Source organism: Fulvivirga sp. AWR4_260, assembly GCF_056158185.1.
Genome location: NZ_JBSWSU010000001.1, coordinates 208118 through 224227 on the forward strand (window position 1 = coordinate 208118; position 16110 = coordinate 224227).

The following is a 16110-nucleotide window of genomic DNA, read 5'->3' on the forward strand; positions in this document are numbered from 1 at the left end:
CTAATTTTCTTCTTTCGAGCCAAATAGCTTTTTACGAATAGTTCCAAAAAAACCTACTACTGCTACGGCTATTATTTTCCAAAATTTGGCTATTAAAGCAAAAAAACCTGCTTTTGCTAAGATCTTCCCTGTTATAAGACCTCCTATTCCATAAGCGGCTACTTTATCGAACTCAGGATCAAAGTCTGTATACTTGTATCCATCATTAAACTCCACACTAGCCAAAATACCATCAATGTCTTTCTGAAATTCAGGTAAAACCGTCATTTGTCCTATGGCATTCATATTGAGATAGCCATTTCTTCCTAAAATCCTGATATTATAATTAAGCGTATTCCCTTCTGTATCTCCAAATTTTAATTCTTTAGCCCAGTGCAGCTTTTTTGACTCTTTATCATAAAATGGAGGTGACGCCCACCCTACCAATTCAACCGGCACATAACCTTGCTTTTCACGTTCTTTATTGATCTCATTGGCATCATCTTGCATTTGCTCTAGCAAATCATCATAATCCAAATCTTCAGCTTCATCATCGTCAATAAAACCTTCCTCCGAATAAGTAACTTCCACAGCATAAGTAAAATTATCACTAAGCGGAGTAACATCTTCTGGAAACAACAGGCCTAAAACATCTTCTGGAGGATTACCCCATAAATCAGTTAATACATAACTACTTTGCTCTGGGCCTAAAAACTTGTACCCCTCAGGAATATTTAAAGTGGCCATACCCCCTTCCAACTCCACTTCACCATGCTGGTAAGATAATTGGCTTTCTATACTATCAATAAGGTATTGGTACTGATCAGCAATAACCTGAGCAGAGTCAATCTGTGAAAAGGACACAAATGGAAGTAACATCCCTAACAAGGATAATAAGACTTTCATGAATAATTAATGTTAAAAAAATGAGGATTAAATAATGAATTTGATCATAATCCAACTAAATGGATTCACAATATACATCCTCCATTTACAAAAAACCAAATTTAACTAATCACTAAATCATTTTTTAACATAAAAAAATCACATTATTAAATCTCACTTATTAAAGAGCTCCTTAAGATGCCATTTTATTCTTAGCTGTAGCTAAATCTTTTATTGTTTCTACCATGGATTCATTTCCTTGCATAGCCGCAAGATCTATAGGTCGCATTCCTCTTATATCTTGAGCGTATAAATCAGCTCCATTAGCCACCAAAAGCTTTACAATGTCTTCGTGTCCAAACATGGCTGCAAACATTAAAGCCGTTCCGTGATTTCCATTTTTTACCTTTAAATCAGCCCCTGCATCAATTAACATCTGAGCCAAATCATAAGCCCCTTTAAAACACACTCCCATTAGTGCCGTATTTCCAGAAGCATCTTGCACGTTTAAATCTACTCCGGCATCAATTAAAAGCTGAGTACTTTCCAAATGCCCATGGTAAGTTGCCAAAATTAGCGGAGTATAACCTTTGCCATCAACAGCATTTAAATCAGTACCATTTTCAATCAAAGTCTTTAAAATTTTGGCATCATTTGCTCTAACAACATCAAATACTTCAGATGTAGAGTTCATTTCATTTTTCATATCTGTAGCGTTTATTTTAATCATGAACACACAACTAAAGCATAGAGTTTTCATAAAAAAATATAGAAGCACACCTCAACAAAACATAAAATACTGAAAATGAAAGCTTTGCAATTATTAAATAATTAATATTTATACAGCATCACTAAAACTTATTACTCTTTTAATTTTTTCGATCAACATAAATACCTGCTCCATGTTAAATATCATGAATTAACCAACTAAGAAAACGAGCTAATGGACGAGAAAAATAAACAACTGAAGAATCATACTCATGATCATGGTGACAAGCTTACGACTAACCAAGGGGTGAGCATTAACGATAATCAAAACACATTAAGCGCAGGTGAGCGCGGGCCATCTCTACTAGAGGATTTTATTATGCGTGAAAAAATCACCCATTTTGATCACGAGCGTATTCCGGAAAGAATAGTGCATGCACGAGGCTCTGGTGCTCATGGGTATTTTGAAACGTATGGTACATGCGAAGATCTAACGAAAGCAGGGTTCCTAAATACTAAAGGAAAGAAAACACCGGTATTTGCCCGTTTCTCAACGGTAGCTGGCTTTAGAGGTTCCGCAGATACTGCTAGAGATGTGAGAGGCTTTGCCATTAAATTTTATACTGATGAAGGCATTTTTGACATGGTAGGGAATAATATGCCTGTATTCTTCATTCAGGATGCTATTAAATTTCCGGACTTAATACACGCAGTAAAACCCGAACCGCACAATGAGGTACCTCAGGCGGCATCAGCACATGACAATTTCTATGACTTCATTAGCCTCACCCCAGAGGCCATGCATATGATGATGTGGGTAATGTCTGATAGAGCCATACCTAGAAGCCTTGGCATGATGGAAGGTTTTGGAATTCATACTTTCCGTTTTATTAACTCAAAAGGTGAATCTCATTTCGTAAAATTCCACCTAAAACCTAAGTTAGGACTCCAAGGCTTAGTTTGGGATGAAGCACAGAAAATTGCAGGTAAGGATGCTGATTTTCATCGTAAAGACTTATGGGAAAATATTGAAGATGGAAATTACCCTGAATGGGAATTTGGTGTTCAGGTAATAAAGGAAGGAGAAGAGGAAAAACTGCCCTTTGACATACACGATGCTACTAAAATATGGCCTGAAGAAGACTTTCCTGTTAGAATGCTAGGGAAAATGGTTCTAGATAGAAACCCTGAAAATTTCTTTGCTGAAACAGAACAGGCCGCCTTTCACCCCGGGCATGTAGTACCAGGAATAGACTTCACCAACGACCCGCTGTTGCAAGGAAGGTTATTTTCGTATACTGACACTCAGCTGATAAGGTTAGGTGGGCCTAATTTTGCTGAAATCCCCATCAATAGGCCTATCAATCCGGTTAGCAATAACCAGAGAGATGGCTATATGCGCCAAACGATAAACAAAGGCAGAACCAATTACGAGCCCAACTCACTTAGCAACAACAAACCTGCTGAAGTTCCAGAAGATAAAGGTGGCTATGTAAGTTACCCTGAGCCTATGAGTGGCGTAAAAGTGAGAAAAAGAGCCGAAAGTTTTAATGATCATTATACTCAGGCAAGGCTATTTTATAATAGCATGACTCCTCCAGAAAAACAGCACATTATAGATGCATTTAGCTTTGAATTGGGCAAAGTAGAGCACAAGCATATAAGAGAAAAAATGGTGGAGCACTTTAACCACGTAGATCATGATATGGCCAAAGAAATTGCCAACAACATAGGTGTAACTCCTCCTTCTTCAAGTGCTGCAGATGAAGACTACACCAAAGAATCGCCTGCTTTAAGCATGGAGAAAAACCAAAAGGATAGCATAGAAGCACGCAAAGTAGCAATATTAATTGCTGAAGGATTTGATGCAGCAGCAGTAAAGGCACTACAGCAATACCTAAAAAAACACAAAGCTAAAGCTGAATTAATTGCCAAAACCTTAGGCCCTGTTAAAGCTAACGATGGAAGCACATTAGAAGCTGACAAAAGTATGCCTACGGTAGATGCGGTTCTTTATGATGCTGTTTACATCCCTGCAGGAGAAAAAAGCGCAAAAACACTAAAATCACAAGGCGCGGTGCTTTACTTCATTAATGAAACCTTTAAACACTGTAAAGCCATAGCTGCTACAAAAGAGGGAATAGAAGTATTGAAAGCTTCGGACATCAAAGATGTACAATTTAGTGACGGCACCACAAAAGCAGATCAAGGTGTGGTAACAGCCGGTAGCACTAACGAAGATTTCTTTAATTCATTTAAAAATGCACTGAAGAAAAGACACTGGGAAAGAGAGCAAAAAGATCAAATACCAGCATAAAATATAAATTGAAATGTCCCTGCTGCAGACAGCGGGGACATTAATAACTTAACTTCCACCGCAACCCCCACAGCCTCCTCCACATGAACTTCCACAACTTGAACCACAACTAGCCCCTCCACAGCTGCTGGATGCTCCTCCACTATACCAAGAACTGCCCCCTCCAAAGCTACCGCTATCAAAATTTTTTATCTCTGCATCATTAAGAAAAGGCATTAGACTAGCCGATAAAGCTGCTGTACCTAAATAATAAAATTGCCAGTCTGCATGTAACTCTTCAGTATGCTCCATTAACTTCTCCTTTTTATACATGTCAGCTACAGCCTTACGGAGAAGACGCTTGTTAGCTCCAACTATAGCATTCACAGCTATATACATGTAGATCAAAAGCAAGACAACAAGGAATGTTACCGGCTTATTATTTTGAATGCCCATAATTAATCTACTAGCGCCAAACATTAGTCCAAGTGAAAAAATACACGCGCTGATAACGCTGAACTTAATTTTATGCGTAGACTCATCAAACCTATTTTTGAGCTCTGTAAAGAAAGTAATCTGAGCTAAAAAAACAGGTTTTAACTCCAAAGCTCCCGTTAGCTGTTCGTACGTAATATCACTATTTCCTTCAACTTCTTCCTTTACAGCAGATTCAATACTTGTTTTGGGTTTCTTTTTAATGAGAAAGCTTCCCTTAATCATATTACTATCACTCAGTTCAAAAAACTTCTTAGCATACAACTTGCTCAAAACGCCATGAACAACATTACTCAGCTTACCTTTATGGACGTACATCACCTCCCAAGGCGTCAAGTTTTTTAAAAAGGAACTTTGAGTTAAGGAAGCGAAAAGCCTCTGAATATATAAATTCGTATAGACTCTAAAAATTATATAACACGCCACTGAAGCCGGAAGAAAATACTTAAGAAATGCCATTCCATAGACATGCATAAAAAACGACCTCAATGCTAGAGACAAAGGATGAGACAAAAGAAGAGCTAGCAAAAAAACGAAGAATAATACCCAGCCATTGCTCATTTTCATCTCTTTAAATGGCAAGCTATCCATCATACTGTAATGCTTCCAAATCGCCTCTGGCTGCTCTCCAAACTCTTTTTTATAACACTGCTCCGTTCTGTTTTTCGCTTCTAAAAATTTAGATTTCTCACTTCTATTATGCGTTGAAGGAATATGTTGAATATTCTGACCAAGCACACCACAAAATGCCTTGTAATTCTCAGTATAAATTAAATGTAAATGCCAAACTTGATCTACTATTTCTGAAGGAGACACCATGGCATTACACGTGGCTGCGAGATACATGAATTTCTTGTATTCCAAAATAGCCAATTGAGTAAAATTCTCAGTCCATTTATTTTCATATTTTAAACGAATAGAAAAACTATATTCCCCAAGAGGCTTATCTAAATCAAATGCCTTTACGGCCTTCCACAATGCTTGATCTGTACTCATATCAATATCAAATATAAAATTTTATCAACATTAATTTAAATAATTTCAATCATATAAACTATTTTGCATTATAGATCAGAACTTTACATTAATGAGAAAAACTTTAACTTTTGTTTTACTACCGATATTCATTGCACTTTTCTTTTATATAGGCTTACCTACTTTTCAGTTTGGATACCATGGATTACCTCTATTAATCGCCCTTTGCTTAAATATAATTAACTACGGCTTTCAATCTTCTGGCCGAAGCAACAAAACAATCCTGGCGATTTCATTCACTTTTCTGGTACTATACTTTTTCACGGTAGCCTTCTCCACATTTCCCATATTTAGAAGCGAAGCCTATCAAAACCTAATTGGCAAGGTAAAAATAGGTCAGGATTTTTCTGAACATATGGCCCCTATAAGCACAGATGAAATAGTTATCGTTGACAAATCTATAGCCTATAGATTAGGAGATAAAGTTATGGGCTCTGTGCCATCATTAGGTAGCCAAACAGAGCTAGGTCATTTCACTTTACAGAAAATAGGTCAAAAACTATATTGGATAGCTCCATTAGTCCATTCTGGTTTTTTTAAGTGGCTCAGTAACCTTGATGGCACTGGTGGCTACATCAAAGTTTCTGCAACCAATGAAAGAGACGTAGAATTGGTACAATCTGTAAATGGCAAGCCTATTCAAATTAAATACCAACCCAATGCTTACTTTTCATCAGATTTAGCAAGACACTTATATCTTAATGGGTTTATGGATGTAGGCTTTACAGATTTCACCTTTGAAACTGATGATGCCGGCAACCCTTTTTGGGTCATCACATTATATGATAAAAAAATAGGTTTCTCAGGAAAAAATGCCATTGGCATTGCAACAGTGGAGCCTACTAGCGGAAAAATTGAGCGCTATGACATTAAAGACGCTCCCAAATGGGTAGACAGAATACAGCCGGCCGATTTCATAATAGAGCAACTCAATGACTGGGGAGAATATGTACACGGCTTTTGGAACCCGTCTAATAAGGACAAACTGCAAGCCACCAACGGCATAACTTTAGTCTACGGGCCCAACAATGAAGCTTATTGGTATACCGGGTTAACTTCTGTCGGGAAAGACGAAGGTACAGTAGGCTTTGCCTTAATAAACACCCGAACAAAACAAACTTTCTGGTACAAGCACATTGGAGCCACTGAAGAAGCTGCACAGCAGTCAGCCATGGGTAAAGTACAAGAAAAAGGATATGAGGCCACTTTTCCTGCAACATATAACATCAATGGCATTCCTACTTATGTGATGTCCCTGAAAGACCAGGCTGGTTTGGTGAAAATGGTTTCAATGGTTTCGGTAGAAGATTACACCATTGTAGGCGTAGGCAGCACCATAAAAGAGTGCTTACGCAGCTATAAAAATATTCTTAACAGCAACAGCGACATCAACATTACCTCTGAGGCAGTACATAGCAAAGTTTCAGGGGCAGTAACGAGGTTTGCGGCAGATGTGAGAGATGGCAACACCTTCTACTATTTGAAACTGAATAGTTCATCCAAAACTTTTGTAGGTACATCGCTATTGAGCAGTGACATTATAATGACCCAAAAATCAGATAGTGTAACTATTACCTATGACGATGACGCCACACAAATAATTGATATTATTGATTTTGACAATAGCAGCATAAAATAAAAAAGTGGCAGGCTCTAAATTGAGCCTGCCACTAACTATTTAAACTAAAACAATAATTATCCAGAGGGATAAGAAATCGAACTAGATATTATTCAGGGCTAATTGAGTTGTATCACTTTCAACATTAGTCAAAACAGTTTTCTCGATATGCTCGGTATATGCTTTAAAAGTAGACTTATTTGATGCTGGGGATTTACCTTCTCGCTTCACAGTCACTAATTCAGCACTATTAATATGTCCATTCTCTGTCTCCACACCTAAAGCCAGCTTTACATTATCTCCTTCTACCAAATAATTACCAGATATTGAGGCTGTCTTACCTCCGTGTAAGTAATTAATATTATACTCAATAGAATCTGATCTAAAAGGGCGCTTAAAAGTTTCTCCATCATCAAAATCACCCGACAAGTGCACCAACATCAAAGAAACTACATCGTTAATATAAGCCCTATCAAGGTCAGCTTTCACCTGCTCATATGGAGAAAAAACAAACGTCTCTACTTCTGATGAAAACGGCAAATCAGGGATATCCACCACCACTCCATTAGATGTATTAACATAAAACTTATACCCTTTAATCTTCTTGAAATGCTCTAAAACAGCATTGGCTCTATTGTTTTTATTTAATGCCAATTGAGTCCCTGGGAGTTTACTGATAACTTCTACACTATCTATTTTGGTGTCAAAAACAAAATCCATTACAGCCGCTTGCAGTTGATAACTGGCATCTAAAATAGTAATCTGGAATCCTTCCTCATTTTTCACCACTTCCCAATCCATATTACAAGAATACATTTTTGAATTTTGCGATAGATTGTTCTTATTTTCGATAACCTTTTCAATATGAAAAATCTGCTTTCCATTAGCATAAGCTGGCACTGTTTTTTTTGAACCAAACAGTTTTTTTCCCGTTGACCCATCAAAATTACATGCGCCTAAAAGGCCTATAAATAATAATATTAAACTAAGCTTTACTTGTTTCATTTTTACTATAAGTTGACTCATGCAATATTGAAACAATACAAAATAAAGCTTTATACGAATACAGAAAGATGCACTTGAGAGCGTGCATTTTCACTGAATTCAGGGAGTAAGGCGTGGCTTAATTTGGGGACTATCCCTCTCAATATTGCTATAGTTGTTGAAAGTTTATATTTTGCAAAAAAAACAAAACATTAAATAAAAAGTGAAATCAAAATCAATATTTACCACATTATTAATTATTTTAATTCCATTTATATCTTATTCTCAAATACATACAGTTGGCGACAACATTCAAATAGGAAGAGAAACTGACATACCTAAAGGAAAATTGAGTATAAGGAGTACCTCTCCGTCATATGAAACACCCCAACTCTACTTAGATGAAAACATGGGGCAGCTTGGCTTAAAAATTTGGCAAGAAGCTCCAAACAGCAGAGCAGTTCACTTCAATTTAAAAACTCACGACAACGCGAATGGGTCTATGCTATTCGAAGTCGAAAGCTATGAAGGTTCTATTAAATTCGCCACGGGTAATAGCCAAACATTCCAAACGAGGATGACAATAAATAAATTTGGAAATGTATTAATTGGAAATAATGCTAACGAAATTTTAAACAACAATTATAGGCTAAATGTATTTGGTAGTATCCGTAGTAATGAGCTAGTTATTAATAGTGATGGAGCTGACTATGTGTTCGCTAAAGGTTATACCCTCAAACCTTTAAATGAAGTTGAAGAATTTATAAAGACTAATCACCATCTTCAAAATGTAAAACCTGCTAGCGATATGCAAAAATCAGGAATGGAATTAGGCAATACTGTAACCGTTCTTTTGGCAAAAATTGAAGAGCTAACACTTTATACTATATCTCAACAAAAAGAAATTGATTCACTAAAGGAACAAATTAAAGCCCTGAAAAAATAATGAAGTATAAATTAATTTCATATCTATATTTACTTAACGTTACATTATCACAAGCATTATTCGCACAATTACCACCTGAACCATCATTAAAAGGATGGGAAAAAGCAGGATACCATAAAGCATCAAAAGAGATACCTTCTGACATTAATTATGCACATATTGTTAATGTTGCAAAACCCTCTGGAAATGCAAACCTTGATTATGAAAATATCATTAATGCAATTCATGAAGCAAAATCCTATGAAAAATCAAATACAAAAAGAGTTTTAATTCAACTACAAGAAGGCTCATATCAAATTGAAAAATCAATATCACTCTATCCTGAAGATAACTTCATTACAATCAGAGGAATGGGAATAAATAACACCTTAATTACCCATAGAAAATTAAACGACAGATCCTCTATATTTAATCTAAATGGAAGAGTAAATTCAAATACGAAACGAAAAGTATCTTACGACCCTATAAATAAGAGGCTAGATGGAGACTTCAGTGACTTAGTATCTAAACAAGATATGATACTTATTGATTTAATTGTTGAAAATAATGATGAATGGTATGAACCTTTCAATAGCACAACTGATAGAAATTTTTTAGGCAAAATACTAAGTATTAAACAAATTAACAGTTCATTCCTAAAAGCAAACGAAGACTTAACCACTCTATGGAACATAATTAAAGGTACGAACTCAGACATTGAAGTATATACTTTCGAGCCAATAAAAGAAATAGGAATTGAAAATTTAAGCATAAAATTAGAGCCAATAGATGTTTTTTCCGAAATTTATTTAAATAATACAATTAGTGAGACCAATGTATTTTTTAATTACTCAACTGACTGTTGGGCAAAAAACATTGCGAGTATAGGAGCAAAAAATCAACACATACAAGTCAGCCAATCCACTCAGATAGAAATAAGAGACTGCTATTTCTACAACAGCCCATTTCACGGCCCCGAAGGACATGGATATGGAGTCCAATTGCAACATCGATCGAATAATTGTCTTATCGAAAATAATATTTTTCAAAAATTAAGACATTCAATCGTTCTTGCATTTAGCGCCAACAATAATGTAATTGGATATAATTATTCTTTTCAGAGCATGGAGAGTAAAGATTACGATACTTCTAATTCCACATGGACTGACTCCTCTCCTTTCTTAGATATAAGTATTCACGGTTTTTTTCCGTATTCCAATTTAATAGAAGGAAATATTTTTAATCTCGCAAAAGCCGACTTTTATCATGCTAAAAACGGATATTGGAACACATTTTTTAGAAATCTAGCTCAATATGATGACATTTTTCTAGAAAGCACATCAAATACATATGTCATTGGAACGTTAGGCACAGTCAAAATAACCTCCTCAAAGGGTATAAACAATGTATACGGATACGATAAAGATGATAAAATAATTAGGAATATAGTGTTAAACGAAAACATCACTTCTTATTACCCAATAGCATCATTATATCATCAAGAACGCCCAGAATTTATAGATGAAAAATTTGATTGGCCACTAATTGGCCCTCCTCTTAATATTAATGCGAAGAGTCTTAATAACACAATCCCAGCCAAAGAACGCCTTTACAATAGCTTCACCAGCTGTTCTCTTCCTATACTTAATAATTATTCAATAAATTCGGATAACATCAAAAACTCTGACTATTTATTCTCTAATGATAGATATTATATCAGTGGCTCTAACTTTACTTTCGATAAAATAATCAGCATTAATGAAAACAAAAACGCCTATACGATTACAGGGAATGAAAGCATTAAATTAACTGACGGATTTAAAAAAACTGCAATATTAAACAACAAAGAGTTCCACTTTCAAATATGTTCAAATTCAATCAGCAGTAATAATTTAGAAGCTCGAAGAATAAACAACAACAGAACTTCCCTAAAAGAAGAATTTTCCATATATCCCAACCCTTTTCAATCTGTAATTAATTTAAAAAACACATCATCAATACCTTTTCAGTATGAATTAATAAACACATTAGGCAATACAATATCAAAAGGAAGCATCACTCCACACAAAACATTAACTATTGACTCAGAAAACATTACCGATGGTTTGTATATCTTACGTTTAAGGCAAAAAAACGTCAGTTCGCAATTTAAGTTGATAAAAAAATAAACTAAAAGTAGATTGAATTCAAAAGAAATGATGAGGTTAAATTACACCTCATCACTTCTTTGTCAAAGCATCCCTGATACCATCAAGGCCTTTGGCTACTTCTTCGATCTGGCTGAGCATTAGTCCCATTTGGTTGCCTATGCCGAAGCCTTTGGTACGCTGCTGCTTCATGAAGATCTCTTTAATTTCAGCCCAGCGCGCGCTTTTATCCGGGCCCAGATCTCCATTCAGCTCTTTAAATTTCAGCAAATTGGCCTCCGCACCTGTGGTTAAGGTTTGGGCTTCATTATTATAATGGCCATTTACTAAAGTGGTTAACTCATCATCATTCATCACAGAGAATACTTTCTCCGCAATTTTATTCATATCTCTATATGATCCCTGTAGTTTGAAAGCCGGCTCTGTTCTATATTCATCAGCCTGCCCTGCAGAGCGGATATATTCCAGATTTACCCTCAAAATAACATCACGTACTTTCATGAGCTTTTGGAACACATTCATATATTCCCTCACTTCTTCAGCGGAATGGTTGGTTTCGAATTCTACGCCTTCCAAAGTATCTTTTTCGGCTGCACCCACCAGAGAATACACGTCATTTAAACTCTTACCTGCCAGCTTATTAAGTACAGGATTGGAGGTAATACAGTTTTCCAGATAGCTCAGTTTGAAGGCCGAATCAGAATCTCCAATGATATCTCCCAGGTTATAAACATCGGCCCTGTTAGAAAGCATATCAGGAATACGGAACTTCTCACCACTTTCGGTGTAAGGGTTTCCGGCCATCACTACACTCACCTTTTTTCCTCTGAAATCATAGGTTTTACTCTTGCCTTTGTACACCCCTTCGATCTTACGCTGAGCATCACAAAGAGAGATGAACTTCTGTAAAAATTCAGGGTTACAGTGCTGAATATCATCCAGATAGATCATCACGTTATCACCCATTTCAAAGGCAAGGTTAAGCTTATGCAGCTCTTCTCTTGCCGCAGCATTAGGAGCTTCTGCCGGATCTACTGACGTTACCTGATGACCAATGGCCGGTCCGTTGATCTTCATGAAAATCACTCCCAGTCGGTTAGCGATGTATTCCATCAACGTGGTTTTACCATATCCCGGAGGAGATATCAGTAATAGCATCCCCATCAGGTCAGTACGCTTGCTTTCGCCTGCCTCACCTATCTGCTTGGCCAGGTTAGCACCGATCAAAGGCAGATATACCTCATTGATCAGCTTATTACGAACAAAAGAAGACATAACCCTGGGCTTAAATTCACCGAGACGCAATTCATCGGTAAAATCAGATACCAGTTCCTTCTTCAAAGCATTGAATGCTTTATATGCCGGCACTGTAGTATTTTCAAAAGTCTCCAGCTTCAGCAAAAACTGATTAAAGTTCATGTGATACTTGCCGTCTTCTACTACACCATGACTTCCCTGTAATCCAGCTATTTCCTCTACCAAAGGAATGTTAACTGCCCTTGGCTGAGCCTTATCTTCCATAAGAATAAGAGCCGTTTCAGATAGGAACTGAAGATCATCCACACTTCCGTTGGACTCGGCATACGCCTGAACCCACTTTCTTATCAACTGATACTGATCCTCATCAGCCTTTAGCTTCTTCACCGAATCCTCAAACTTTTTAGTGGCCTTCTTATCTTTCAAATAATGAAGGAAGTTTTCTGAAAGAGTGATGGCATCACCCGACTTTAAAAAGTCATTGTTATCCTTTATTTCAAAGAAAAGATATTGGGCCGCTTTACTGCTTTGATCCGTTTTAAAAACACCAGTCAGTTTAGCTTCAATGTCTTTACTGATCTCTTCAATAACCTGAGCATATTCCTGCAGGTTTGGAAATACATCTATGATTATACCAAGGCCTTTGATTCTATTATCCAGCAACTGCTTATATTCCTGATCTACAGCGTATTGCCAGTAATATTCTGCCATAGCTCTGGTTTCGGAAGCATAAGTAAGCAAACCACCAGATTGATAGAAGGTAAGCAAAGAACCTAGCAAAAGCGTAGCATCCTGATCATGCACACCCTTCATGTAGCCTTCATTATATCGGAGCCCCATAAACTGTTGTACATAGTTTAATAACTGCTCAGGAGTAAGCTTATAAAGCTCATCTAAAGTTTTATGTACCTCTTCTCCATTGGCCTTTTTCTCACCTGCTTTTAATATTTTATAAGCCAGATATTCAGACCTGTAGAGTTTATCATTTTCAGAAATTACCGCCTGGTTCCATACAGGACGGCTAGCATTGATCTGCTCATTTTTAATCTCTTCATATAAGTTAGTTCCGGTAAGGTGAAAAAACAGGCTTTCGTCCCTCGGCACTACCGTCACTTCTAGTGACTGGGTATTTACAGAGAACTTATACTTACCAAACTTGATGATATCCTCCCCAGACTCGAAAAGCTCAGTTTTATCTCTAAGCTGACGGATAGCATCTTCCTTTAGAGCCTTTAACTTACTTTGGACATCATCAGCCTTTACAGAATCACCTATTTCCTTGAGCTCTGCCACAATGTTTCGCAGCTTCTCAATCATCATATCTGATGAGAAATAGCCATTGATCTCGGCAGCAGTAGCCATTCTTTCCGTTCTACTTTGAGCGGCACTTAATATTCTGTTAGCAGATTGCTGCAGTGAGTTAGCCCTTTTGTTTCTGGACTCCACCAAAGCCACCTTTTTCGACTCAAAGGCATTATAAACATCTTCCCTTTTCTCAGATATTTTCTCCACAAAGTCATCAAACTCTGCAAACTTCCCTTCCAGCTCTTCCAGCTGCACCATGAGCTTGGCCAGGTACTCATCACACTTTTTAGGCGTATCAGAAAGGTCGAGATAGTTAGTCACTCCCTGCTCCAGAAGTTTGATCTGAGCATTGAACTCAGCCTTACCTTCCACCAGCATGAGATCTCTACGCTTCTTCTTTAAGGCGGCTCTGTTTTTATTAAGAATAGAAAACAAAGCAGATATATTATCTATGATCTGAGTGGTTTGAGTGGCATCAGAAATTTTCAGATTGCTCACTATATCAATAAGCATCTCCAAATCATGAGCTATTTGGTCAATTTTCTTTTCCAGCTCATCGATATCGATCACCTTATTCACCTCCTGGATTTCCTTCTCCAGTCCCTGAACCTTACTTTCGTATTCATTCAGAGCATCATCGCGAAGCAAGAAGCGCACGCAACTGTCGGCATACTTAAGATTGGTTTCTTTAAGCAGCCCTTCGTATTTCTCAATTCGTGCTTCATCAGCATAGCGTAGAGATTTCAATGATTCAGTTTCGCCTCTCAGTTCTCTGAGCGCATTTAGGTTATTGACGAATTTCTCAAGATTAGGCTGCGTTTCACGACTGATCTTTTTCGTCATGTCATCCACTCGGCTGAGCACATCATTCACCTGATCAGCCGTGTTTTTTCGGATGCTCACCACTTTTTCGTACTCATCAATAGCTGATGAGGCGGTCTGGCGGATCGCCTTAAGTGGCTCCAGCGCCTTAAAAGCTTCCTCTTTTCCCAGCCAGTGGTAAGTATCAATGATATCAGTAGACTGTTTTTGAAGATCTGAATACAAATTCGAATAGCTCTCACCTTTCTCTACCAGCGTAATCAGCTCATTACACTCGGCCATAGCCCTTACGATTTCCTTATTACCTATTTTGAATAAATAAGAGTCGTTATTGGCTTCAGCCTGAAAATCAGGACCGGTAAAGGGTGTTTGCCAGATTTTGGTTGCATGATGCTTTTTCGGCTCATTATCAGCATTAAAAAAGCACATTTCACCATTATCAAAAATAGAATAGCCATGGCAGATGATAGGATTCTCTACTTTCTGCTGAATGATATTGTAAGGCAATAGCAAATAAGTACCATGAAGGCGATTGTAAAACACATACAAATAATCTTCACCGTTCGGAGAAGGTATGGTTTTCTCATAAATCATGTCTTTCAGGTTATTATCAAATACCTTATAATCACCGCTTTGCAAGTAATAACCATTAGAGAATATAATACCTTGATCATCTGGCAACAGAATACAGGCATCAGCTATGGCTTTGATATTTCGCGCTTCATTCAGCTTACTATTGAAAACGATGTAGCGATAATCTTTCTCTTGATAAGGTCTTATTTTTAGAAGAATAAGATTCCCAAGAATGGCATACATGATTTCGGCATCATCCAGCGTCTGATCAGGATTCTCTACATCTTCATGATACACGCCTTTACCAGAATCTGTATTATCCTCCACCTTGATGGTAAGATCACCGCCTACCGTTTCTACAAACACCTTGTCTTCTATAGAAACATGCGGATATTTACCCTCACGATGGTAATCTCTGGTAGTTCTTTTCCATTGAAACGCATGCTGTGCAGGGAAAGAAAACTCATGCTCACTACGATTATCCAGATAGGTAAGCTTTTCCCCTTCTACCAGCCATTTAAAGGCCTTGATATCAGTTACAGCTTTTCCAATGCGGAAGATCATATAAAGATGTGGCCCAATAAGAGCGAACTTTACAAACTGAGTATCTTTATAATACTTGTATAACTTTTGAAAGTCTGTTCTAAACTGCTCATCATCGATCATAGCCATATCTTTGGCTGGAAAAGCATGATCTTTATATTCATGAATACTAAAAACGTCTGATAGCTCTACCTGAGTTTTGAGTCCTAAATGAACATTAAAGCCGAACAGAAAGCTATTGCCGATGGGCACCATATCCCACGGGATACAATTATGCTCCGTAGTAATGCGCTCGGTAGCAATCAGCTTAGTCTCTAATGAACCAAAAACTTGCTTCCTGGCCTCATTAAGCTTTTTCAAAACCTGTGACAGCTCTTTGGTACTCCCCTCCAATCGGTTCTTCAAAACCTCATAGGTACCGCCTTCCAATGTCACTTGAGATGGGTTAGTATTTTCTGTCTGTTCCTGAGACATAGTTAGTAGTTAGTATTGAGAATCTAGTATAGAGTATTGAGAAACTAGTATTGAGTATTTTGTG

The 16110-nt window shown here is 37.3% G+C and carries 9 protein-coding genes; 4 read left to right on the forward strand and 5 right to left on the reverse strand.

All coding sequences use genetic code 11. The features are described 5' to 3' along the window. Nucleotides 1–885, reverse strand: a complete 885-nt coding sequence (locus ACXACQ_RS00935; RefSeq protein WP_474974038.1) for a DUF2167 domain-containing protein — start codon at nt 883–885, stop codon at nt 1–3. Between the two features lie 172 nt (nt 886–1057). After that, the gene (locus ACXACQ_RS00940; protein WP_474974039.1) at nt 1058–1594 is read right to left on the reverse strand and encodes an ankyrin repeat domain-containing protein; all 537 of its coding nucleotides are present in this window, start codon (nt 1592–1594) and stop codon (nt 1058–1060) included. 213 nt (nt 1595–1807) lie between these two features. Between ACXACQ_RS00940 and ACXACQ_RS00945 the strand changes: the two genes are divergently transcribed. Then, nucleotides 1808–3889 carry a catalase gene (locus tag ACXACQ_RS00945; RefSeq protein WP_474974040.1) on the forward strand — a complete coding sequence of 694 codons (2082 nt, stop codon included), beginning with the start codon at nt 1808–1810 and terminating at the stop codon, nt 3887–3889. A 48-nt stretch (nt 3890–3937) separates the two neighbouring features. Here the strand turns inward: ACXACQ_RS00945 and ACXACQ_RS00950 are convergent, their stop codons facing one another. Then, nucleotides 3938–5359 (reverse strand): glycine-rich domain-containing protein, encoded by a 1422-nt coding sequence (locus ACXACQ_RS00950; RefSeq protein ID WP_474974041.1) that lies wholly within the window; start codon nt 5357–5359, stop codon nt 3938–3940. A 91-nt stretch (nt 5360–5450) separates the two neighbouring features. Here ACXACQ_RS00950 and ACXACQ_RS00955 point away from each other — a divergent pair, with 91 nt between their 5' ends. Continuing rightward, on the forward strand, nt 5451–7037 hold the full coding sequence (locus tag ACXACQ_RS00955; RefSeq protein ID WP_474974042.1) for a hypothetical protein: 1587 nt from the start codon (nt 5451–5453) through the stop codon (nt 7035–7037). Nucleotides 7038–7118: 81 nt separating this feature from the next. On the opposite strand, the gene ACXACQ_RS00960 is transcribed toward ACXACQ_RS00955, so the two are convergent. Then, nucleotides 7119–8021 (reverse strand): hypothetical protein, encoded by a 903-nt coding sequence (locus ACXACQ_RS00960; protein ID WP_474974043.1) that lies wholly within the window; start codon nt 8019–8021, stop codon nt 7119–7121. 202 nt (nt 8022–8223) lie between these two features. Here ACXACQ_RS00960 and ACXACQ_RS00965 point away from each other — a divergent pair, with 202 nt between their 5' ends. Next, on the forward strand, nt 8224–8946 hold the full coding sequence (locus ACXACQ_RS00965; RefSeq protein WP_474974044.1) for a hypothetical protein: 723 nt from the start codon (nt 8224–8226) through the stop codon (nt 8944–8946). After that, entirely contained in the window at nt 8946–11093 is a 2148-nt protein-coding gene (locus ACXACQ_RS00970; RefSeq protein ID WP_474974045.1) for a T9SS type A sorting domain-containing protein, read from the forward strand. The genes ACXACQ_RS00965 and ACXACQ_RS00970 overlap by 1 nt, the downstream gene beginning before the upstream one ends. Before the next feature lie 51 nt (nt 11094–11144). Here ACXACQ_RS00970 and ACXACQ_RS00975 read toward each other — a convergent pair whose 3' ends face one another. Next, the gene (locus ACXACQ_RS00975) at nt 11145–16046 is read right to left on the reverse strand and encodes a DNA repair ATPase (protein WP_474974046.1); all 4902 of its coding nucleotides are present in this window, start codon (nt 16044–16046) and stop codon (nt 11145–11147) included. Nucleotides 16047–16110: the final 64 nt, after the last annotated feature.

What these genes read in the sequence shown, in the direction of transcription:
- ACXACQ_RS00935 (WP_474974038.1), bottom strand. Translation starts at nt 885, where the DNA reads ATGAAAGTCTTATTATCCTTGTTAGGGATGTTACTTCCATTTGTGTCC.
- ACXACQ_RS00940 (WP_474974039.1), bottom strand. Translation starts at nt 1,594, where the DNA reads ATGATTAAAATAAACGCTACAGATATGAAAAATGAAATGAACTCTACA.
- ACXACQ_RS00945 (WP_474974040.1), top strand. Translation starts at nt 1,808, where the DNA reads ATGGACGAGAAAAATAAACAACTGAAGAATCATACTCATGATCATGGT.
- ACXACQ_RS00950 (WP_474974041.1), bottom strand. Translation starts at nt 5,359, where the DNA reads ATGAGTACAGATCAAGCATTGTGGAAGGCCGTAAAGGCATTTGATTTA.
- ACXACQ_RS00955 (WP_474974042.1), top strand. Translation starts at nt 5,451, where the DNA reads ATGAGAAAAACTTTAACTTTTGTTTTACTACCGATATTCATTGCACTT.
- ACXACQ_RS00960 (WP_474974043.1), bottom strand. Translation starts at nt 8,021, where the DNA reads ATGAAACAAGTAAAGCTTAGTTTAATATTATTATTTATAGGCCTTTTA.
- ACXACQ_RS00970 (WP_474974045.1), top strand. Translation starts at nt 8,946, where the DNA reads ATGAAGTATAAATTAATTTCATATCTATATTTACTTAACGTTACATTA.
- ACXACQ_RS00975 (WP_474974046.1), bottom strand. Translation starts at nt 16,046, where the DNA reads ATGTCTCAGGAACAGACAGAAAATACTAACCCATCTCAAGTGACATTG.